18 protein-coding genes are annotated in these 20,187 nt (G+C 72.2%); 14 read left to right on the top strand and 4 right to left on the bottom strand.

Translation table 11 applies throughout. The annotated features are described in order from the left end of the window. Positions 1–44: 44 nt before the first annotated feature. Positions 45–992, top strand: a complete 948-nt coding sequence (gene pip, locus OHS18_RS06865; RefSeq protein WP_328616350.1) for a prolyl aminopeptidase — start codon at positions 45–47, stop codon at positions 990–992. 46 nt (positions 993–1,038) lie between these two features. Here pip and OHS18_RS06860 read toward each other — a convergent pair whose 3' ends face one another. Continuing rightward, positions 1,039–2,238, bottom strand: a complete 1,200-nt coding sequence (locus tag OHS18_RS06860; protein WP_328454922.1) for a Glu/Leu/Phe/Val dehydrogenase dimerization domain-containing protein — start codon at positions 2,236–2,238, stop codon at positions 1,039–1,041. Between the two features lie 119 nt (positions 2,239–2,357). Between OHS18_RS06860 and OHS18_RS06855 the strand changes: the two genes are divergently transcribed. The 8 genes from OHS18_RS06855 to OHS18_RS06820 all read left to right on the top strand — a co-directional run bounded on the left by OHS18_RS06855 (position 2,358) and on the right by OHS18_RS06820 (position 10,895). After that, the gene (locus OHS18_RS06855) at positions 2,358–3,284 is read left to right on the top strand and encodes a LysR family transcriptional regulator (protein ID WP_328454923.1); all 927 of its coding nucleotides are present in this window, start codon (positions 2,358–2,360) and stop codon (positions 3,282–3,284) included. Between the two features lie 136 nt (positions 3,285–3,420). Beyond that, the gene (locus OHS18_RS06850) at positions 3,421–4,680 is read left to right on the top strand and encodes a glutamate-cysteine ligase family protein (protein WP_328618738.1); all 1,260 of its coding nucleotides are present in this window, start codon (positions 3,421–3,423) and stop codon (positions 4,678–4,680) included. Next, positions 4,677–6,014: an ergothioneine biosynthesis protein EgtB gene (gene egtB, locus OHS18_RS06845; protein ID WP_328616349.1), complete on the top strand. Its 1,338-nt coding sequence runs from the start codon at positions 4,677–4,679 to the stop codon at positions 6,012–6,014. The genes OHS18_RS06850 and egtB overlap by 4 nt, the downstream gene beginning before the upstream one ends. A 5-nt stretch (positions 6,015–6,019) precedes the next feature. After that, positions 6,020–6,796, top strand: coding sequence for an ergothioneine biosynthesis protein EgtC (gene egtC, locus OHS18_RS06840; RefSeq protein WP_328616348.1), 777 nt, complete (start codon positions 6,020–6,022; stop codon positions 6,794–6,796). Continuing rightward, entirely contained in the window at positions 6,793–7,770 is a 978-nt protein-coding gene (gene egtD, locus OHS18_RS06835; RefSeq protein WP_328454929.1) for an L-histidine N(alpha)-methyltransferase, read from the top strand. Before egtC ends, egtD begins: the two co-directional genes overlap by 4 nt. Before the next feature lie 46 nt (positions 7,771–7,816). Further along, a complete protein-coding gene (locus OHS18_RS06830; protein ID WP_328458926.1) occupies positions 7,817–8,239 on the top strand; it encodes a nitroreductase family deazaflavin-dependent oxidoreductase in 423 nt (140 codons plus the stop codon). 140 nt (positions 8,240–8,379) lie between these two features. Then, on the top strand, positions 8,380–9,975 hold the full coding sequence (locus OHS18_RS06825) for an alpha/beta hydrolase (RefSeq protein WP_328616347.1): 1,596 nt from the start codon (positions 8,380–8,382) through the stop codon (positions 9,973–9,975). A 212-nt stretch (positions 9,976–10,187) separates the two neighbouring features. Then, a complete protein-coding gene (locus OHS18_RS06820) occupies positions 10,188–10,895 on the top strand; it encodes an MgtC/SapB family protein (protein ID WP_328616346.1) in 708 nt (235 codons plus the stop codon). Here OHS18_RS06820 and OHS18_RS06815 read toward each other — a convergent pair. Together OHS18_RS06815 and OHS18_RS06810 are read right to left on the bottom strand one after the other, a co-directional pair. Next, complete coding sequence (locus tag OHS18_RS06815; RefSeq protein WP_328616345.1) at positions 10,892–11,683, bottom strand: alpha/beta fold hydrolase; 792 nt, start codon at positions 11,681–11,683, stop codon at positions 10,892–10,894. The genes OHS18_RS06820 and OHS18_RS06815 overlap by 4 nt on opposite strands. A 70-nt stretch (positions 11,684–11,753) precedes the next feature. Continuing rightward, positions 11,754–14,585 carry an aconitate hydratase gene (locus OHS18_RS06810; RefSeq protein WP_328616344.1) on the bottom strand — a complete coding sequence of 944 codons (2,832 nt, stop codon included), beginning with the start codon at positions 14,583–14,585 and terminating at the stop codon, positions 11,754–11,756. A gap of 326 nt (positions 14,586–14,911) precedes the next feature. Here OHS18_RS06810 and OHS18_RS06805 point away from each other — a divergent pair, with 326 nt between their 5' ends. After that, positions 14,912–16,258 carry an NlpC/P60 family protein gene (locus tag OHS18_RS06805; protein ID WP_328454939.1) on the top strand — a complete coding sequence of 449 codons (1,347 nt, stop codon included), beginning with the start codon at positions 14,912–14,914 and terminating at the stop codon, positions 16,256–16,258. A 1-nt stretch (position 16,259) separates the two neighbouring features. Here OHS18_RS06805 and OHS18_RS06800 read toward each other — a convergent pair whose 3' ends face one another. Further along, on the bottom strand, positions 16,260–16,655 hold the full coding sequence (locus OHS18_RS06800) for a DUF1801 domain-containing protein (protein WP_328616343.1): 396 nt from the start codon (positions 16,653–16,655) through the stop codon (positions 16,260–16,262). 59 nt (positions 16,656–16,714) lie between these two features. Between OHS18_RS06800 and OHS18_RS06795 the strand changes: the two genes are divergently transcribed. The 4 genes from OHS18_RS06795 (at position 16,715) to OHS18_RS06780 (ending at position 20,160) form a co-directional block, all read left to right on the top strand. Next, a complete protein-coding gene (locus tag OHS18_RS06795) occupies positions 16,715–17,419 on the top strand; it encodes an SAM-dependent methyltransferase (RefSeq protein WP_328616342.1) in 705 nt (234 codons plus the stop codon). 9 nt (positions 17,420–17,428) lie between these two features. Further along, the gene (mobA, locus tag OHS18_RS06790) at positions 17,429–17,974 is read left to right on the top strand and encodes a molybdenum cofactor guanylyltransferase (RefSeq protein WP_328454944.1); all 546 of its coding nucleotides are present in this window, start codon (positions 17,429–17,431) and stop codon (positions 17,972–17,974) included. Positions 17,975–18,135: 161 nt separating this feature from the next. Continuing rightward, complete coding sequence (locus OHS18_RS06785) at positions 18,136–19,209, top strand: AAA family ATPase (RefSeq protein WP_328454947.1); 1,074 nt, start codon at positions 18,136–18,138, stop codon at positions 19,207–19,209. Between the two features lie 6 nt (positions 19,210–19,215). After that, on the top strand, positions 19,216–20,160 hold the full coding sequence (locus OHS18_RS06780; RefSeq protein WP_328454949.1) for a DUF58 domain-containing protein: 945 nt from the start codon (positions 19,216–19,218) through the stop codon (positions 20,158–20,160). The last annotated feature ends 27 nt before the right edge of the window (positions 20,161–20,187 follow it).

The following is a 20,187-nucleotide window of genomic DNA, read 5'->3' as shown; positions in this document are numbered from 1 at the left end:
GCTAATGTGACAGCGCTGTTGTATTTCGCCGAAGGGACGCGCTGATGGCTGGGCTCTACCCCGAGATCGAACCGTACGACCATGGCCTGCTCGACGTCGGCGACGGGCACGAGATCTACTGGGAGACCTGCGGGAACCCGGACGGCAAGCCCGCGCTGGTCGTGCACGGCGGGCCCGGCTCCGGCTGTTCGACGAACCTCCGCCGCTACTTCGACCCCGAGCGGTACCGGGTCGTGCTCGTCGACCAGCGCGGCTGCGGCCGCAGCACCCCGCACGCCGGGGCCGCGGTCGCCGACCTGTCCGCCAACACCACTGACCACCTGGTGGCCGACTTCGAGCTGCTGCGCACCCGGCTGAACATCGGGAAGTGGCTGCTGTTCGGCGGATCCTGGGGCTCGGTCCTGAGCCTGACCTACGCCTTGCGCCACCCCGGCCGGGTCAGCGAAATGGTCCTGATGGGCCTCGCGACCGACCGCTTCGTCGAAATCGAGATGCTCATCCGCGGCCTCGGCGCGTACTTCCCCGAAGGCTTCGCGAAGTTCCGGGACGGCGTGCCGGAAGCCGAACGCGACGGCGACCTCTCCGCCGCCTACAACCGGCTGCTGCTGGACCCGGACCCGGCGGTCCACGGGAAAGCCGCCGCCGGCTGGTGCGCGTGGGAGGACGCGATGCTCCCGGGCGTGCCGCCGCACGACGTCTTCGAGGACCCGGCCTACCGGCTCTGCTTCGCCCGGCTCGTCACGCACTACTTCAGCAACCGGGCGTTCCTGCCCGACGGCGAGATCCTGGCCAACCTCGGCAAGCTCGCGGGCATCCCGGCCGTGCTCGCCCAGGGGGTGCTCGACACGAGCAACATCACCGGCACGCCGTGGCTGCTGCACCACGGCTGGCCCGGCAGCGAACTGGTCATGCTCGACAACGTCGGGCACAGCACGCAGGACGTCTCGATGCAGGACGTCCTGGTCGGCGCGACCGACCGGTTCGCGAGCTGAGGGCGGCCGCGCGGCGCCCCGGGTCGAGGCGCCGCGCGGACCCGGCTCACGGGATGAGCAGCGCCGGCTCACCCTCGGGCGCGAGCGCCGCCTCGGCGCGCGCGGCCCGGTTCGTCTCCACCAGCTTCAGCCCGGTGACGCGCAGCGGCAGCCGGTCCATGGTCCAGCCGGCCAGCAGCAGCGCCACCTTGGCCTGCATCTCGGTGCGCAGGCGCAGGAACGAGTCGGCCGGGTCGGCGCCGACCTCGCCCAGCAACAGCCACCACGCCCAGGCCGCCGCACCGGCGTTGGCCACGAAGTCCGGCACGACGGCGACCCCCCGCGCCGAGAGTGCCGCTTCGGCCTCCGGTGTCGTCGCCGCGTTGGCCGCCTCGACGACGACCTTGGCCTTGACCAGGTTCTCGTTGTCCGGCCGCAGCGCGTAGGAGATCGCCGCCGGCACGAAGATGTCCGCGTCGGCCGAGACGACGGCGTCCCGCGGGAGGACCTTGATGCCGGCCGGCAGCCGCTTGCGGTCCACCTCGCCGAAGCGGTCGCGCAGGTCGAGCAGCGCCGGGATGTCGAGGCCTTCGGGCGCGTAGAGCGTGCCCGCGGCGTCGGCGACCGCGACGACCTTCATGCCCGCTTCGTGCAGGTACCAGGCCGCGCCGCCGCCCATGGTCCCGATGCCCTGGATCGCCACGGTCGTCTCGCGCACGTCCCAGTCCCACGCCGACGCGACGCCGAGGCAGGCCTGCGCCACGCCGTAGCCGCCGACGACGTCGCCGAGCAGCAGCCCGCCCGGCACCGGGGCGTTGAGGCCGGCCTGCACCCGGCGCAGGGTGCGCTCCGGATCGGCCGACCGGCTGATCGCGGCGTGGTACGACTGCTCCAGCCCGAGGTCGGCGAACACGGCGTCGATCAGGTGTTGCGGGACGCCGAGGTCCTCGGCGGTCACCCAGTGGGCGTCCAGCCAGGGCCGGAGGAACGAGCAGAAGCGCGTCAGGACGCCGAAGGCACGCGGGTCCTTCGGGTCGAAGTCGATGCCGCCCTTCGCGCCGCCGACCGGCAGGTTGAAGGTCGCGGTCTTGTTGGCCATGCCCCGGGCCAGGTCCTCGACCTCGCCCATGGTGCAGCCTGCCCGCATCCGGGTGCCGCCGGTGGCGACGCCGGAGACCAGGCTGTGCACGACCAGGTAGCCGTTCGCGCCGGTGACGGGGTCGGTCCACGAAAGTCGCATCAGCGGCTCGGCGTTGCGGGGGGTCATCAGGCCACTCACCTCCAGGGGAAGTCGGGGCGGCCTCGTGACCGCCACCACGAGCGTGCGCCCCGGGTGGCGTTCGCGTCCATTTAACGCTGCTGCACGATCTCGTTTAGGTTTGGTGCATGGAGCTTTCGTTGCATCGGCTGAAGATGCTCCGCGAGCTGCACCGCCGGGGCACCGTCACCGCCGCCGCGGTGGCCCTGCACTACACCGCTTCGGCGGTGTCGCAGCAGCTCGCGCAGCTGGAACGGGACGTCGGGGCCAAGCTGTTCGAACGGCTGGGTCGCCGGGTCCAGCTCACCGAACTGGGCAAACTGCTCACCGAGCACGCCGAGGAGATCCTCGGTTCGGTCGAGCGGGCCACGCTCGCCCTGGAAGAGGCGCAGGAGGCCCGGACGGTCCGGCTGGTCGCCGGGGTCTGGGCGTCGGTCGCCTCCGGCCTGCTCCCGACCGCGCTGACGACGCTGGCCACCGCGCACCCGGGCATCGAGGTCCGCACCCGGGAACTGGCCCCGGAGGACACCGCCGAGGCGGTCCGGGACGGCGTGCTCGACCTGTCCTTCGTCATCGACTACTCCGACGCGCCGATGCCCTGGGACGCCGGCCTCGAGCGGGCCGTCGTGGCCGTCGAACGGCTGCACGCGGCGGTGCCGCGCGGCGCGGTGCCCGCGGGCTCGGCGTCGCTGGACGACCTCGCCGAGCACCCCTGGATCCTGGCCAGCCCGAAGTCGCACTTCGGCCGGGCGATGCGCACCGCGTGCCGCCGCCACGGGTTCGCCCCGAAGATCAACCACGAGGTCGAGGAGCAGTCCACGGCGATGGCCATGGTCGGCGCCGGGCTCGGCATCACCCTCGTGTCCGACCTCGGCCTGCGCCTGCTGCGCCCGCCCGGGATCGACGTCGTCACGCTCACGACGCCGCTGCTCCGGACGGTGTCGATCGCCTACCGGCGCACCGCGTTCCGCCGTCCGGCCCTGCACCTGGTGATCGAGGCCGTCCGGGCCGCGGCCGCGGAACTGGGGCTCGGCACGGAATCCGCTTTGCCCTGATCCGGGGCTTCTTACGGAGTGGTGACCCTGTCCTGAAGGGCAGGATCGACCCTGTTTTTGTCGTACCCCGCGTGTAGCGTCCGAAGGCGGAAGTTCCACCACACGGGACAGGATTGACATGACAGAAGCTGCGGAAGTGTCTGCGGCGCACGAATTCCCCGAGAAGTCGGGTAGTGCGTCGAACCGCACCGCGCGGGTCCTGGCGGACCGCGCGGCCGGCGAGGCGTACGTGGCATCGGTGTGCTTCAAGCACGGACCACCGCGCCTGACCGGCGTCGAGCTGGAGTTCACCGTGCACCACGCCGACGACCCGGCCAGACCGCTCGATCCCGACCTCCTCGCCACGGCCCTGGGCCCGCACACCCCGCGGACCCTCCGCCCCGACAGCCCCGCTTCGCCGCTCCCGGCAGGTTCACCAGTGAGCCTCGAGCCCGGGGGCCAGGTCGAAATCTCCGCTCATCCCCAGGTCACCCTGCGTGAACTCGACGCAGTCGTCTCGGCCGATCTCCGCCACCTGGGTGAACTCCTCGCCTCCCACGGCCTCCGATTCGGTGAATCCGGCATCGACGCGCACCGCGCGCCGCGCCGGCTCCTGAGCACGCCGCGGTACGCGGCGATGGAGCGCCGGTTCGCGCCGATCGGCCCCGGCGGCCTCACCATGATGTGCAGCACCGCCGGCCTGCAGGTCTGCGTCGACGCCGGGGAGGCGGAGCACCACGCCGCCCGCTGGGCCGCCGCGCACGCCATGGGGCCGCCGTTGCTGGCCCTGTTCGCCAACTCCCGGGTGCACGCCGGGCGGGACACCGGGTTCGCCTCCGCCCGCTGGCTCGCGGTGCACGACACCGAGGCGATCCGGACGCGCACGACCGGCGTCGCGGGCGATCCCGGGCCGGCGTGGGGCGCGCGCCTGATGGACACCCCGCTGATGGCGCTGCCCCGGGCCGAGCGGCCGTGGGACGCGCCGGAGGGGCTGACGTTCGCCGACTGGATCGACGGCCGGGGCGCCGCCGCGCTGCTGCCGAGGCCCACGGAGGCGGATCTCGACTACCACCTCACGACCATGTTCACCCCCGTCCGCCCGCAGGGGTACCTGGAGATCCGGTACCTCGACGCGCAACCACCGGGAGAGTGGCTGGCGCCGGCCGCGCTGGTCGCCGCGCTGCTCGCCCGGCCGTCCACAGTGGACAAAGTGCGCGACCTGTCCGCCCGGGTGGCGGACCGGTGGACCACGGCCGCGCGTCGCGGCCTGGCCGACCCGGAGATCGCGGCCGTCGCGGCCGCGCTGGCCGACCTCGGCTGCGCCGAGCTGGGCCACACCGGGCTGACGGCGGAATCCGTAACCGAGATCAGCGAGAGCGTGCAGGGGCGCGCGTACCGATCGAGGAGCGAAGCATGACCACGACGGAGTCGAAGGACCTGGGCGCGGAGGAGCTGCGTGCCCGCGCGGCCGAGGCTTTGACCCGGGCCCGGGTGCGCAGCGTCGCCCTGACCGACGCGGTCGACGACGAGGACCTGGTCCGCCAGCACTCCAAGCTGATGTCGCCGCTGGTCTGGGACCTCGCGCACATCGGCAGCCAGGAGGAGCTGTGGCTGGTCCGCGACGTCGGCGGCCGGGAGCCGCTGCGCCCGGACATCGACGACATCTACGACGCCTTCCAGCACTCCCGGGCCGATCGCCCGGCGCTGCCGCTGCTCGGCCCGGCCGAGGCCCGCAGCTACGTCCGCGAAGTGCGCGAAAAGGCGTTCGACGTGCTGGAGCGGGTGCCGCTGGAAGGTCGCCGGCTCACCGAGCAGGCCTTCGCGTTCGGCATGGTGACCCAGCACGAGCAGCAGCACGACGAGACCATGCTGGCCACCCACCAGCTGCGCCAGGGCGACCCGGTGCTGCACGCGCCCGAGCCGCCGCCCGCGCGGTCGGGTGAACTGCCCGCCGAGGTCCTCGTGCCCGGCGGCGCGTTCACGATGGGCACGTCGGCCGAGCCGTGGGCGCTGGACAACGAACGCCCGGCGCACGAGATCGCCGTCGACGCGTTCTGGATGGACACCACCCCCGTGACTTCCGGGGCCTACGCGGAATTCCTGGACCACGGCGGTTACGACGACGAGCGCTGGTGGAGCCCGGCGGGCTGGGCCTACCGCACCCAGAACGGCATCACCGCGCCGCGGTTCTGGAAACGCGAGCAGGACGGCTGGTGGCGGACCCGGTTCGGCGTGTACGAGCGGATCACCGCCGGCGAGCCGGTCGTGCACGTCTCGTTCTTCGAGGCCGAGGCGTACGCGGCGTGGGCCGGGCGGCGGCTGCCGACCGAGGCCGAGTGGGAGAAGGCGGCGCGGTTCGACCCGGCGACGGGCCGGTCGCGGCGCTTCCCGTGGGGTGACGAGGAACCGGGTGTCGAGCACGCCAACCTGGGCCAGCGGCACCTGCGCCCGGCGCCGGCGGGGGCGTACCCCGCGGGTGCGTCACCGGCCGGGGTGCACCAGCTGATCGGCGACGTCTGGGAGTGGACGAGCACCGACCTCCACGGTTACCCGGGCTTCGCCGCGTTTCCGTACCAGGAGTACTCGGAGGTGTTCTTCGGGCCGGAGTACAAGGTGCTGCGCGGCGGCTCGTTCGGCACCGACTCGGCGGCGATCCGGGGCACGTTCCGCAACTGGGACTACCCGATTCGGCGGCAGATCTTCGCCGGCTTCCGCACCGCCCGCGACGCGGGCCCGGACGAGGTGGGCTAGGCACCATGTGCAGGCATCTCGCCTACCTCGGCCGGCCCGTTTCGCCCGCCGAGGCGGTTTTTCGCGCGCCGCATTCGCTGCTGGTGCAGTCCTACGCGCCGGCGGACATGCGGGGCGGCGGCACCGTGAACGCCGACGGCTTCGGGCTGGGCTGGTACCTCGGCCCGGGCCACGGCGCCGACGGCGCACTGCCCCTGCGGCACCGCCGCTCGACTCCACTGTGGACGGACGAGGCGCTGCCGCCGCTGGCGGCGGCGGTCACCACCCACGCGTTCGTCGCCGCGGCCCGCAACGGCACCACCGGCATGCCGGTGACCGAGGCGGCCGCGGCACCGTTCACCACGGGCCGGTGGCTGTTCAGCCACAACGGCGTCGTCCGCGGCTTCCCGGACTCGCTGGCCGAACTGGCCAAGACCCTGCCGGTCACCGAGCTGCTGACGCTGGAGGCACCGACGGACTCGGTCGTGCTCTGGGTCCTGCTGCGGGCCCGGCTCGCGGCCGGGGAAGACCCGTTGGCGGCGGTGGCCTGGCTGACCGGCGCCGTCGAGGCCGCCGCGCCCGGCTCCCGGCTCAACTTCCTGCTCACCGACGGCGAAACGCTGATCGGCACCACCTGGACGCACGCGCTGTCCCTGCTGGAAACCCCGGCGGGCGTGCTGCTGGCGTCCGAACCCGTCGACGGCGATCCGCGCTGGACGCCCGTCCCGGACCACCACGCCGTGCGCGCCACCGCGGCCGGCGTCGACCTGCTTCCCCTGAACCAGGAGGGCATCATCCGATGACCGAACCCGATCTCGACCACCACCGCTCCGGCGACGCCGTCACCGGAGAACTGCGCGCCGACGTCGTCGCCGGGCTCACCGCCGAGCAGAAGTGGCTGCCGCCCAAGTGGTTCTACGACGCCGAGGGCAGCGAGCTGTTCGAGAAGATCACCCAGCTGCCGGAGTACTACCCGACGCGCAGCGAGCGGGAGGTGCTGGCCGCGCACGCCGGCGACGTCGCCGAGCTGACCGGCGCGCACACCCTCGTCGAGCTCGGGTCCGGGTCGAGCGAGAAGACCCGGCTGCTGCTCGACGCCCTCACCAAGCACGGCACCCTGGCGGCGTTCGTCCCGCTCGACGTCTCCGAGTCGGCGCTCGCCGACGCCGCCCGGTCGATCTCCGCGGACTACCCGGGCCTGGAAGTGCGGGGGGTCGTCGGCGACTTCACCCAGCACCTCGATCTGCTCCCCGGTGACGGGCCGCGGGTAGTCGCCTTCCTCGGCGGCACGATCGGCAACTTCCTGCCCGCCGAGCGCGCGACGTTCCTGCGGTCGGTGCGGGAGGTCCTCGACGAGGGGGAGTGGCTGCTGCTCGGCACGGACCTGGTGAAGGACGCCGAGACGCTGGAGCGGGCCTACGACGACGCCGCCGGCGTCACCGCCGAGTTCGACATGAACGTGCTGCGGGTGCTCAACACCCGGCTCGGCGCGAACTTCGACCTCGACGAGTTCGAGCACGTCTCGCACTGGGACGCCGAGCACGAGTGGGTCGAGATGCGGCTGCGCGCCCGCCGCGAGCTGACCGTCGAGATCCCCGGCGCGGACCTCACCGTCCGGTTCGCCGCGGGGGAGCACATCCGGACGGAGATCTCGGCCAAGTTCCGGCCCGCCGGTGTCGAGGCCGAACTGGCCGCGGCCGGGTTCGCCCTGGACAACTGGTGGACCGACTCCCAGCAGCGGTTCGGGGTGAGCCTGGCAAGATCTGTGCGTGGCTAATCCTCTCCGGGCACTGGCCCGGGCCCTGGGCACGAAGCCGTGGCTGATGCGCTCGGCCGGCTTCGTCGTCTGGGCGGACAAGAAACTGCACCGGGTGTTCGGCGGCCGGGTGAGCCTCGTGGCGCTCGCCGGGCTGCCGTCCCTGCGCCTGACGACGACCGGCCGCAAGAGCGGGCTGCCCCGCAGCACGAACCTGCTGTACTTCCCGCACGGCGACGACTTCGTGCTCACCGGGTCAAACTGGGGCCGGCCGCACGACCCGGCCTGGACGCTCAACCTGCGGGCCGACCCGAAGGCCGAGGTCGCGCTCGCCGGGCGGCCGGTCGCCGTCGTCGCGCGCGAACTCGGCGGCGAGGAGTACGCGGAAATGTGGCGCGAGCTGCTCGAGTTCTGGCCCGGGTACGCGATGGAGCAGGAGGAGGCCGCGCGGCCGTTGCCCGTTTTCGTCCTCAAACGGGTGGCTCGATAGATTCGCACCATCCTTTTGGACGGTGACGGCTTTCACCGGTTTGTGCCAGTCTCTCCCGGGTAACGCGCCGTGACGTCTCGACCGCGCGGCGGGTGCGTGACCTAGGGAGGAACGTCTTGCGGAGATCCACAAGGGGCCGGGTGCGCTCGTTCGCGCTGGTGGGGGCACTCGTGGCGGGGATGGGGCTGGCCGGCATGGCCGGCACCGCGACGGCCGCGCCGGAAGCGGCCGTCAAGCCCGCCGTCGTCGGCGCGACCGCGCCGGTCGCCTGGGGGACCTGCCCGGCCGCCACCGTCGCCGGGGTGCCCGCGGACCAGGTGAAGTTCTACAGCTGCGCGCGCTACCGCGTGCCGATCGACCACGACAACGCGTCGCTGGGCACGATCGACATCGCCCTGCTCAAGCGCGCCGCCCGCACCCCGGACGCGCGGATCGGCTCGCTGTTCCTCAACCCCGGTGGCCCCGGCGGCTCGGGCCTGCGGATGCCGATCAGTGGCCAGTACTACTTCCAGCCGCCGGTGCTCGACCGCTTCGACCTGATCGGCTTCGACCCGCGCGGGGTCGGCCAGAGCAATCCGCTGCGCTGCTTCACCACGCAGGAGGACGCGGACGAGATCTTCGGCGCCCAGGTCCCGGTGCCGCTGAGCCGCGCCGAGATCTCCGGCACGCTCGCCAGCTACCGCGACTACGGCCAGTTCTGCAAGAACAACGCCGGTTCGCTGCTGAACCACATGTCCACGAAGGACGTCGTGCGGGACGTCGACACGCTGCGCGCGGCGGTCGGCGACCGGAAGCTGACCTACGTCGGCTTCTCCTACGGCACGCTCATCGGCTCGACCTACGCGGCGATGTTCCCGAAGCAGTCCCGCGCGATCGTCATCGACGGCAACGTCGACCCGCAGCTGCGGACCAAGGACGGCGTCGAGTACGACCGCCAGCGGGCCCAAGGCTTCGAGGTCTCGCTCGACGGCTTCCTGAAGAAGTGCGCCGAGGCCGCCGCGAAGTGCGCGTTCAGCTCGGGCACCCCGCGGGCGAAGTTCGACGAGCTGCGCGAGTACCTGCGCAAGCAGCCGATCACCGTCCCCGGTGGCGGCTCGGTCGACATCAACGCGTTCACCGGTTCGGTGTCGAGCATCCTGTACTCGCCCTCGGCGTTCCCCGGCCTGGCCGAGGACCTGCAGGCGCTCTACGACACGATCCACCCGGCGGGCGCGCAGGCGCAGACCCTGCAGGCCCGGCAGCTCAAGCTGATCGTGAAGGGCAAGCAGGGCCTGGCGGACCAGAACCCGGACAGCCCGTACACCAGTGACGACTCGTACTTCGCCGTCAACTGCTCCGACAAGCCGTTCAAGATCAAGCAGGACCAGGTGCCGGACATCGCCGCCAAGTGGGAGCGCGAGTCGCGCACCTTCGGCCGCTACCAGGCCTTCGCCGACACGGCGGGCTGCCCGGTGTGGCCGGCGAAGAAGCCGGACGTCTACCGCGGCCCGTGGCAGGCCAAGACCGACGTCCCGGTCGTCGTGGTCAGCAACTACTACGACCCCGCGACGCGGTACAAGTTCGGCCAGGCGATGGCGGCCGAGCTGGGCAACTCCCGGCTGCTGTCGGTCGACGCGTTCGGCCACTGCATCCTGGGGGACGCCCTCGGCGTCGACCAGGCCGTGGCGGCGTACCTGACCGACCTGACGGTGCCGGCGAACGGCCAGGTGTTCCAGCCGAACGTCCAGCCCTTCTGAGTGTGAACCCGGTCCCGTGGCCCCCTGCCGGGCCACGGGACCGGCTACTCTGGCCCAGTTGATCATCACCAGTACGGGAAGCGAGGTGAGCGGCACATGCCAGCGGACAGTCATCGGACGGCCGGGCGCGCGCTCACCGGAGGTTTCCGGCTGGGCTGACGTCCGGCCGCCTTCTGTCCGGCAGTGCGCGCACGCCGGAAAAGAGCCGGATCATGACCATCTTCGAAATGCTGCTGCGCGTGGGCACCGGCGTCGGCCTCGGCGCCGTCATCGGGTTCGAGCGCCAGTTCCGCGCCCGGATGGCCGGGCTGCGCACCAACGCCCTCGTCGCGGTCGGCGCGACGCTGTTCGTCCTGCTGTCCGCGCACGGTTTCGGCGGCCTGTCCGGCAGCGGTGACGCCGACCCGACGCGGGTGGCCGCGCAGATCGTCTCCGGCATCGGGTTCCTCGGTGCCGGCGTGATCATGCGCGACGGCCTGAATGTCCGCGGCCTGAACACCGCCGCGACGCTGTGGTGCTCGGCCGCCGTGGGATCCCTTGCGGGGTCGGGGTTGTACGCGGTGGCCCTGGCCGGGACGGCGGTCGTGGTCGGGGTGAACGTGGTGCTGCGCCCGCTCGGGCGCGTCGTCGACCGCCGCCCGGAATCGGGTGAGGAAACCCCGGCCCGCTACGAGTTCCAGGCCGTGACCCGCGACGACTCCGAGGCGCACGTGCGCGCGTTGCTCGTGCAAGCGTTGGCGCGCACGGACTTCCGGCTGCTGTCGGTGCTGAGCACGGACCGCCCGCAGGACCGCACGGTCGAGGTCCGCGCCGAGCTGGCCGCCGATCAGCGCGACGACGCCCAGATGGAGTCCGCGGTGTCCCGGCTGTCGCTGGAGCCCGCGGTCACCAGCGTGCGCTGGGAAGCCGTGCCGGCTTAGCCGAGGAACTGCTCGAGCAGCTCGCCGAACCGCCCGGGCTGCTCGAGGTTCACCATGTGCGCGGCGCCGGGCACCCGGGCCCGGTTCGCGTGCGGCGCCGCACCCTCCACTAGGTCGGCGACGGCGAAGATGTCGGAGGAGTCCAGGTCGCCGGTCACGACGAGCGTGCGGGTGCGGATCTCCGCGACCCGGCCGATCGCACCCAGTTCGGTGCCCGGATCGGGGGCACCGTGGCCCTGGCCGAAGTTGTCGACCAGCATGTCCCGGCAAAGCCGCCGGACTGCCGGGTCGACCTCGGCGGGTGTGCGGTGCGGGCCGTCGACCCACAACCGCAGGACGCACTCCAGGACCGCGGCGCCGTCGCCCGACCGGGCCGCCGCGCCCGCCTCGGCCAGCAGGCGCAGCACGAACGGGTCCTGGAACTCCATCCCGCTGATCCCCGGCGAGCTGAGGAACAGGCCCGCCGCCCGGTCGGGGTAGGCCAGGGCGAAGTCCAGGAAGACCCGGCTGCCGAGTGAGCAGCCGACCAGCACCGGGCGCTCCACGGCCAAGGCGTCGAGGAGCTGCTTCAGGTCCTCGCTGTGGGAGAAGGGACCCGACGGGTCCGACGAGCCGCCGCTGCCGCGGGCGTCGTAGCGGATCACGCGGTGCGCACCGGCGAAGCGGGTGAACTGCTCCGCCCACATCGCGCGGGTCATCCCGCCCGCGTGCAGGAACACCACCGGCGGGCCTTCGCCGCGTTCCTCGTAGGACAGGTGGCCGTCGGCGAGCTCGATGCGTTCCCCCATGCCCGCCACGGTACCGAAAAGGCCTCCCCGCCGGGACCGGCGAGGAGGCCTTTCGGCAAGCGGGGAACCCTTACGCGTTCGTCATCTTCCGCAGCACGTACTGCAGGATGCCGCCGTTGCGGTAGTAGTCCGCCTCACCCGGGGTGTCGATGCGGACGTCCGCCTCGAACTCCACCTTCGTACCGTCCTGCTTGGTCGCCGTGACGTGCACGGTGCGCGGGGTCTCGCCGTCGTTCAGCTTGGTGATGCCCGAGATGTCGAACGTCTCGGTGCCGTCCAGCTTCAGCGACGCCGCCGACTCGCCCTGCGGGAACTGCAGCGGGATGACGCCCATGCCGATCAGGTTCGACCGGTGGATGCGCTCGAACGACTCGGTGATCACCGCGCGCACGCCCAGTAGCGAGGTGCCCTTGGCCGCCCAGTCGCGCGACGAGCCCGAGCCGTACTCCTTGCCGCCCAGCACGACCAGCGGGGTGCCGGCCGCCGCGTAGTTCTGCGCCGCGTCGTAGATGAACGCCTGCGGGGCGTCGTCCTGGGTGAAGTCGCGGGTGTAGCCGCCCTGCACGTCGTCCAGCAGCTGGTTGCGCAGCCGGATGTTCGCGAAGGTGCCGCGGATCATCACCTCGTGGTTGCCGCGCCGCGAGCCGTAGGAGTTGAAGTCCTTCTTCTCCACGCCGTGTTCGGTCAGGTACTGCGCGGCCGGGGTGCCCGGCTTGATCGCGCCGGCGGGGGAGATGTGGTCGGTCGTGACCGAGTCGCCTAGCTTCGCCAGCACGCGCGCGCCGGAGATGTCGGTGACCGGCGCCGGCTCCGCCTGCATGCCCTCGAAGTACGGGGGCTTCCGGACGTAGGTGGACTCGGCGTCCCACTCGAAGGTCTTGCCTTCGGGGGTGGGCAGCGCCTTCCAGCGGTCGCCGCCGTCGAAGACGTCGGCGTAGTCCTTGGTGAACATCTCCTGCGTGATCGAGGAGTCGATGGTCTCCTGGATCTCCTGCGGCGTCGGCCAGATGTCCTTCAGGAACACGTCGGTGCCGTCGGTGGCCTGGCCCAGCGGCTGGTTCGCGAAGTCGAAGTCCATCGTCCCGGCCAGCGCGTACGCGATGACCAGCGGCGGCGACGCCAGGTAGTTCATCTTGACGTCGGGGTTGATCCGGCCTTCGAAGTTCCGGTTGCCCGAGAGCACCGAGACCGCGGTGAGGTCGTTCTCCTGGATCGCCGCGGAGATCTCGTCCGAGAGCGGGCCGGAGTTGCCGATGCAGGTGGTGCAGCCGTAGCCGACCAGGTGGTAGCCCAGCTTCTCCAGGTACGGCCAGAGGCCGGCCTTGTTGTAGTAGTCGGTGACGACCTGCGAGCCCGGCGCCATCGACGTCTTGACCCACGGCTTCACCGCGAGGCCCTTGTCCACGGCGTTGCGCGCGAGCAGCGCGGCGCCGAGCATGACCGACGGGTTCGAGGTGTTGGTGCACGAGGTGATCGAGGCGATCACCACGGCGCCGTGGTCGAGCACGAACTCGCCGCGGTCGGAGGTCGAGACCTTGACCGGCTTGCTCGGGCGGCCCGAGGCGCCGTTCGCGGCGGAGACGATCACCGGCGCGGCGTCGTCCTCGGCGAACGACAGCGACGGCGCGTCGCTGGCCGGGAAGGACTCCTCCGAGGCTTCGTCCATCTTCGTGTGCGGGGTGGTGTCTTCGCCGTCGACGTAGTCGTGCACCGACTTGCGGAACGACGACTTCGCGTCGGTCAGCTCGATGCGGTCCTGCGGGCGCTTCGGGCCGGCGATCGACGGGACGACCGTCGAGAGGTCGAGCTCGATGTACTCGGAGAACTGCGGCTCGTGGGACGGGTCGTGCCAGAGGCCCTGCTCCTTGGCGTAGGCCTCGACCAGGGCGACCTGCTCGGCCGAGCGGCCGGTCAGCTTGAGGTAGCGGACGGTCTCCTCGTCGATCGGGAAGATCGCCGCGGTGGAGCCGAACTCGGGGCTCATGTTGCCGATGGTGGCGCGGTTGGCCAGCGGCACCGCGCTCACGCCGTCGCCGTAGAACTCGACGAACTTGGAGACCACGCCGTGGCGGCGCAGCATCTCGGTGATGGTCAGCACGACGTCGGTCGCGGTGACGCCGGTGGGGATCTCGCCGGTCAGCTTGAAGCCGACGACGCGCGGGATCAGCATCGACACCGGCTGGCCCAGCATGGCGGCCTCGGCCTCGATGCCGCCGACGCCCCAGCCCAGCACGCCCAGGCCGTTGACCATGGTGGTGTGCGAGTCGGTGCCGACGCAGGAGTCGGGGTAGGCCTGCCCGTTACGGGACATCACCGTGCGCGCGAGGTGCTCGATGTTGACCTGGTGCACGATGCCGGTGCCCGGCGGGACGACCTTGAACTCGTCGAAGGCGCCCTGGCCCCAGCGCAGGAACTGGTAGCGCTCGCGGTTGCGCTCGTACTCGATCTCGACGTTGCGCTCGAAGGCGTCGGGGGTGCCGAAGACGTCGATGATCACCGAGTGGTCGATGACCAGCTCGGCCGGGGCGAGCGGGTTCACCTTGTCGGGGTCGCCGCCGAGGTCCGTGACCGCTTCGCGCATGGTGGCGAGGTCGACGACGCAGGGGACGCCGGTGAAGTCCTGCATGATCACGCGGGCCGGCGTGAACTGGATCTCGATGGAGGGGTCGGCGTTCGGGTCCCACGAGCCCAGCGCGCGGATGTGGTCGGCGGTGATGTTCGCGCCGTCCTCGGTGCGCAGCAGGTTCTCGAGCAGGATCTTCAGGCTGTACGGCAGGCGCTCGGCGCCCTCGACCTTGTTCAGGCGGAACACCTCGTACGAGGCGTCTCCGACCTTCAGCGTGTCTTTGGCGCCGAAGCTGTCCTTGCTGGCAGGTGCGGTCACGTCTAACTCCAGTGGCATGGACTTCCGCGCCGGTGCGGCGGTCGAGTCCCGGGTCAGTGCGGTCAGTTCGGGTGTCGTGCGGGTCCGCACAGGGGCGGACGGCGAGTCTTGCGCACCCCCACCGTAGGACCGGATTCGGGATGGCACACCTCGCGGTGCCCCAAACAGTACGCGTGTCCTGTTTGGGGTTCAAGACGACACGCGGTGTGGGCTGCGCCATCCGCACAGGGGGTCCCTCAATAAGGGGAATTGGTGCCTACGGTGTGTAAGTTTCCGCTGAGGCTTGTGATAGTGGTGTGACTGCAGTGACGCGCGATGTGCGCAGGTGAGCGGAGGTGGCGGTCATGCTGGGACGGCGTCGGAGCTGGGGGGTGCCCGGCACGCGCCGTGGACTGACCGTGAGCACCCTGGCCTTGGTGATCTTGTTCGGCGCGGGCGGCACGGGCCTCGCGGCGCCCCCGCCGCCGCCGAACCCGAGCGACTCGGAGCTGAACAACAGCAAAGCCCAGGCGAACGCGAAGGCCGGTGAGGTCGGCCGGCTGACCAACCAGCTGGCCCAGGCCGAGCAGAAGCTGTCGCAGCTGCAGGACGACGTCGAGCTCAAGCAGGAAGAGGCCAACAAGGCCCTGGTCGACCTGCAGTCCGCCCAGGACGCCGCGGCGCAGGCCGAGAACGACGCCAAGGCCGCCCGGACCGAGGCGGACGCCGCGGCCGGAGCGATCGAGAAAGCGCGCAACGACCTGAAGTCGTTCGCCGCCGCCAGCTTCCAGCAGGGCAGCACGGTCGGCTCGCTCTCGGCGTACCTGAGCGCCGACAGCCCGAAGGACATGCTGGCCCGCGCGCAGCTGCTCGACGCCGTCGGCGGCGACCGGCTCAACGCCCTCGACCGGCTCCAGCAGGCGCAGACCGACAAGTCGAACAAGGACTCCGCGGCCCGCAAGGCCGCCGAGATCGCCCAGCAGAAGCAGGACGCCGCGCGTCAGGCGAAGGACGGCGCCGACGCCGCCCAGACCGCCGCCGTCAGCGCGCAGGACAACCAGCAGACGCAGAACTCGGCGCTCGAGGCCAACAAGTCGAGCGTCGAGCAGCAGCTCTACACCGCGCAGGCCAAGGTCAACGGCCTGCAGGGGCAGCGCCAGCGCTACCAGGACTGGCTCGCGCAGAAGCAGCGTGAGGACGACGAGCGGGCCCGGCAGGCCGCGCTCGCGTCGTCCGGGGGAGGCGGCGGTGGCCGCCCGCCGGCCGGGTCGCGCCCGTCGGCCCCGGCCGGCGCGTCGATCGAAGCCGTGATCGCCCGGGCGCTGTCCAAGCTCGGCATGCCCTACGCCTGGGGCGGCGGCAACGCGAGCGGGCCGACCCGCGGCATCCGCGACGGCGGTGTCGCCGACCGCTACGGCGACTACAACAAGATCGGCTTCGACTGCTCCGGCCTGATGATCTACGCCTTCGCCGGGGTCCGGTCGCTGTCGCACTACAGCGGCTACCAGTACACGTCCGGACGCCGGGTCCCGCTGTCGCAGATGCGCCGCGGCGACATGCTGTTCTGGGGCGGCGGCGCCGGCATCCACCACGTCGCGCTCTACCTCGGCGGCGGCCAGATGGTCGAGGCGCCGCAGTCCGGGCTCCGCGTCCGGATCGCGCCGGTGCGTTACGGCGGGATCATGCCGTACGCGACCCGTCTGGTCGGCTGAGTCAGGCGTCGCGCTTCAGCTTGCGCCAGCCACCGGCCCGGTTGTTCGCGATGATCTGCCGGAACATCGCGGTGAGCGCGGGCGCGTTGATCGGCTCGCCTTCGCGGAACGCGACGGTCCGGGCGGTCTTGTTGCCGTGCCCGGCGGTGATGATGCCCTCGGGGTCGGGGACGATGCCGCCGTCGTAGACGAAGACGTTGACGTGGTCCTTCGCCGCGAGCAGCGCGCAGACATTGCCCTCCAGCACGAAGTACGGCTGCCGGGTGCGCTTGATCGTCTCGGTCACGTCGGGGTCCGCCGCGTGGACGAGCTCGCGGACCTCCCGGCAGAGCGCCTGCTGCCACTCGGGCAAGCCGTCGATGTAGGCGTCGACGCGCGGTTCGACGGTGTAGGTCATGGGCCGAGTATCGCCGAAACTCACTCGACGGCGTCGCCGTCCCGCCCCAGGATCACCGGGTGGACGACGAACTCGACGCGCTGCGGCGCTCCCGGATGCGCTGGAACGCGCCCCTTTCCGAAGCCCATGCCGAGCTGCTGCTCGACCGGATGGCTCTCACCGGAACGGTGACCGACCTCGGGTGCGGCTGGGGCGAGCTGCTGGTGCGGGCCGTCGCCCGGACGCCCGGCCTGCGCGGGGTCGGCGTCGACACCGACAGCACCGGCCTCGAACGCGGGCGGGCGGCGGCCGTGGACCGCGACGTCGAGTTCGTCGAGGCGGATGCCGCGACCTGGGAAACGCCGGCCGAGCGGGCGTTCTGCATCGGCGCGTCGCACGCCTTCGGCTCGTCCCGGGCCGCCCTGGAGCGCCTCGCGACGGTGGTCCCGGCCGGCGGCCGGCTGCTCTACGGTGACGGCTTCTGGGCCGCGCCGCCGAGCCCGGCCACGGTCGGGATCTTCGGCGACGACGTCCTGACCTTGCCGGATCTGCTCGACGCCGCCGGCACCGCGGGCTGGCGGGTGCTCCACCTGAGCACCGCGGACCAGCTCGAATGGGACGACTTCGAGTCGACGTCCCGGGCCGGCCGGCAGGAGTGGCTGCTGGCCCACCCGGCCGACCCGCGGGCGCCCGAGGTGCGCGCCTGGCTCGACGAGCGGCTGCGGCAGTACGTCGGGGAGTACCGCGGTGTGCTGGGCTTCTCCTACCTCGTGCTGGGCCGCTAGGGTCCCGGGGTGCGGTACGCGGGGATCGTGGTGGCCGGCGGATCGGCCCGCAGACTGTCCGGAGTGGACAAGCCGGCCCTGTCGGTGGGCGGAAAGCCGTTGCTGGCCCGCGCGATCCACGCCCTCGACGGCGCCCAACGGGTGATCGCGGTCGGCCCGCGCCGGCCCGGTTTCGACGTCGTGTGGACCCGCGAGCCCGTGCCGGGCACCGGGCCGGTGGCCGCGGTGGCCGCCGGGCTCGTCTTCGTGCCCGAGGACGTCGAAGCGGTCGCCGTGCTCGCCGCCGACCTGCCCGGTGTCCGCCGGTCCACAGTGGACCGGCTGGTGGCCGCCGTCGGCGGGGCCGATGGCGCCGTCCTGGTCGACGCGGCGGGCGCGCGGCAGTGGCTGCTCGGCGTCTGGCGGGTACCGGCGCTGCGGGCCGCGCTGCCGGAGCACCCGGAGAACGCGGCCCTGCGCCGGACGCTCGGCGCGCTGGACATCGTGGACGTCCCGGCCGAGCCGGGGGAGGCCGACGACATCGACACCCCCGAGGACCTCGACCGGCACTCCTGATCCGGTGCTTCACAGATGTCACACCGGGCACCGTGTTGGCTACCCTCACGGGCCTTCGCGCCCGTCCGCGTGCCGGACGGACGAACGACCGGGGGACGCAGTACGGTCGCACCGCGTGATCACCGTCGCGGGGCGGCGCACGGACTCAACAAGGAGGCAGAGTGACCGAGCCCGGCTACGCCGAGGGCGGGAACGGCCAGCAGGCCGCTACGCCGGCCCGGGACGCCCAGTTGCTGGAGCGGACCGTGTTCGAGGTCAAGCGGATCATCGTCGGCCAGGACCGCCTGGTCGAACGGATGCTGGTCGGCCTGCTGGCCAAGGGCCACCTGCTGCTCGAAGGCGTGCCCGGCGTCGCGAAAACGCTGGCCGTCGAGACGTTCGCGCGGGTCGTCGGGGGCTCGTTCTCGCGTGTCCAGTTCACCCCGGACCTGGTGCCGGCCGACATCCTCGGCACCCGCATTTACCGCCAGGGCGCCGAGCGCTTCGACGTCGAGCTCGGCCCGGTCGTGGCCAACTTCGTGCTCGCCGACGAGATCAACCGCGCGCCGGCGAAGGTGCAGTCGGCGATGCTCGAGGTGATGGCCGAGCGGCACGTGTCGATCGGCGGGCAGACGTTCCCGATGCCGGACCCGTTCCTCGTGCTCGCCACGCAGAACCCGATCGAGAACGAGGGTGTGTACCCGCTGCCGGAAGCGCAGCGTGACCGGTTCCTGTTCAAGATCCTCGTCGAGTACCCCTCCGCCGAGGAGGAGCGCGAGATCATCTACCGGATGGGCGTCACGCCGCCCACCCCGCACGAGGTGCTCAGCCCGGGCGAGCTCGTCCGCCTCCAAGGCGTCGCCGCGCAGGTCTTCGTGCACCACGCGCTGGTCGACTACGTCGTGCGGCTCGTGCTGACCACCCGCACGCCGAACGACCACGGCCTCGCCGACGTCGCCGGCTGGGTGTCCTACGGCGCTTCGCCGCGCGCCAGCCTCGGCATCATCGCCGCCGCGCGGGCGCTGGCCCTGGTCCGCGGCCGCGACTACGTGCTGCCGCAGGACGTCGTCGACGTCGTGCCGGATGTGCTGCGCCACCGCCTCGTGCTGTCCTACGACGCCCTCGCCGACGGCGTCCCCATCGACCACATCATCACCCGCGTGCTGCAGACCGTGCCGTTGCCGCAGGTCTCGGCCCGGCCGCAGGGCGGGGCCGGCCAGGGCGGCCCGGTCCCGGCGGGCGCGCCGGTCAGGTAACCCGCGATGGCGAAGAACGAGAAGGGCGAGCGCCCTTCGTGGGCCCCGCCGGTCCTGCGCGGCGACCGGCTGGAGGCCGGGCTCCGCACGCTGGAGCTCGACGTCCGCCGCCGGCTCGACGGCCTGCTGCAGGGCAACCACCTCGGCCTGGTGCCGGGGCCGGGGTCCGAGCCCGGCGAGGCGCGGCCCTACCAGCCCGGCGACGACGTGCGCCGGATGGACTGGGCCGTCACCGCCCGCACCACGACCCCGCACATCCGCGAGACCGTGGCCGACCGCGAGCTGGAGACCTGGGTGGTCGCCGACCTGTCGGCGAGCCTCGACTTCGGCACGGCGCTGTGCGAGAAGCGCGACCTGGTGGTCTGCGCGGTCGCGGCGGTCGCGCACCTGACCGGGGGCGGCGGCAACCGGATCGGCGCGCTGCTGTCCAACGGCGCCGAGACCACCCGCGTCCCCGCCCGCGGCGGCCTCGCGCACGCCCGCGGCCTGGTCCGCAAGATCGCCGCGGCCCCGCGGGCGCCGGAGGGCACCCGCGGTGACTTCGCCGACGCCCTGGAGGCCCTGCGCCGGCCGCCGCGCCGCCGTGGCCTGGCCGTGGTGATCTCCGACTTCCTGGGCGAGCCGACCTGGGAGCGGCCGCTGCGGGCGCTCGGCGGGCGCCACGAACTGATCGCGATCGAAGTCCTCGACCCGCGCGACATCGACCTGCCCGAGGTGGGGACCGTCGTGCTGGCCGACCCGGAGACAGGGAAACAGCGCGAAGTGCACGCTTCGGCCTTGCTGCGCAAGGAGTTCGGGGCCGCGGCCCACGCCCACCGGCAGACGGTCGCGGCCGGCCTGCGGCGCGCGGGTGCGGCGCACCTGACGCTGCGCACCGACGCCGACTGGATCGCCGACATGGTCCGGTTCGTCGTCGCCCGCAAGCGGCGCTGGTCCGGGGGTGTCGCGTGAGGGAGCGTGCGACCGAACCATTCAGCA

Origin of the sequence: Amycolatopsis sp. NBC_00355 (genome assembly GCF_036104975.1) — a bacterium.
Lineage (GTDB): Bacteria > Actinomycetota > Actinomycetes > Mycobacteriales > Pseudonocardiaceae > Amycolatopsis.
This window is presented reverse-complemented; position numbering and strand designations above follow the sequence as displayed.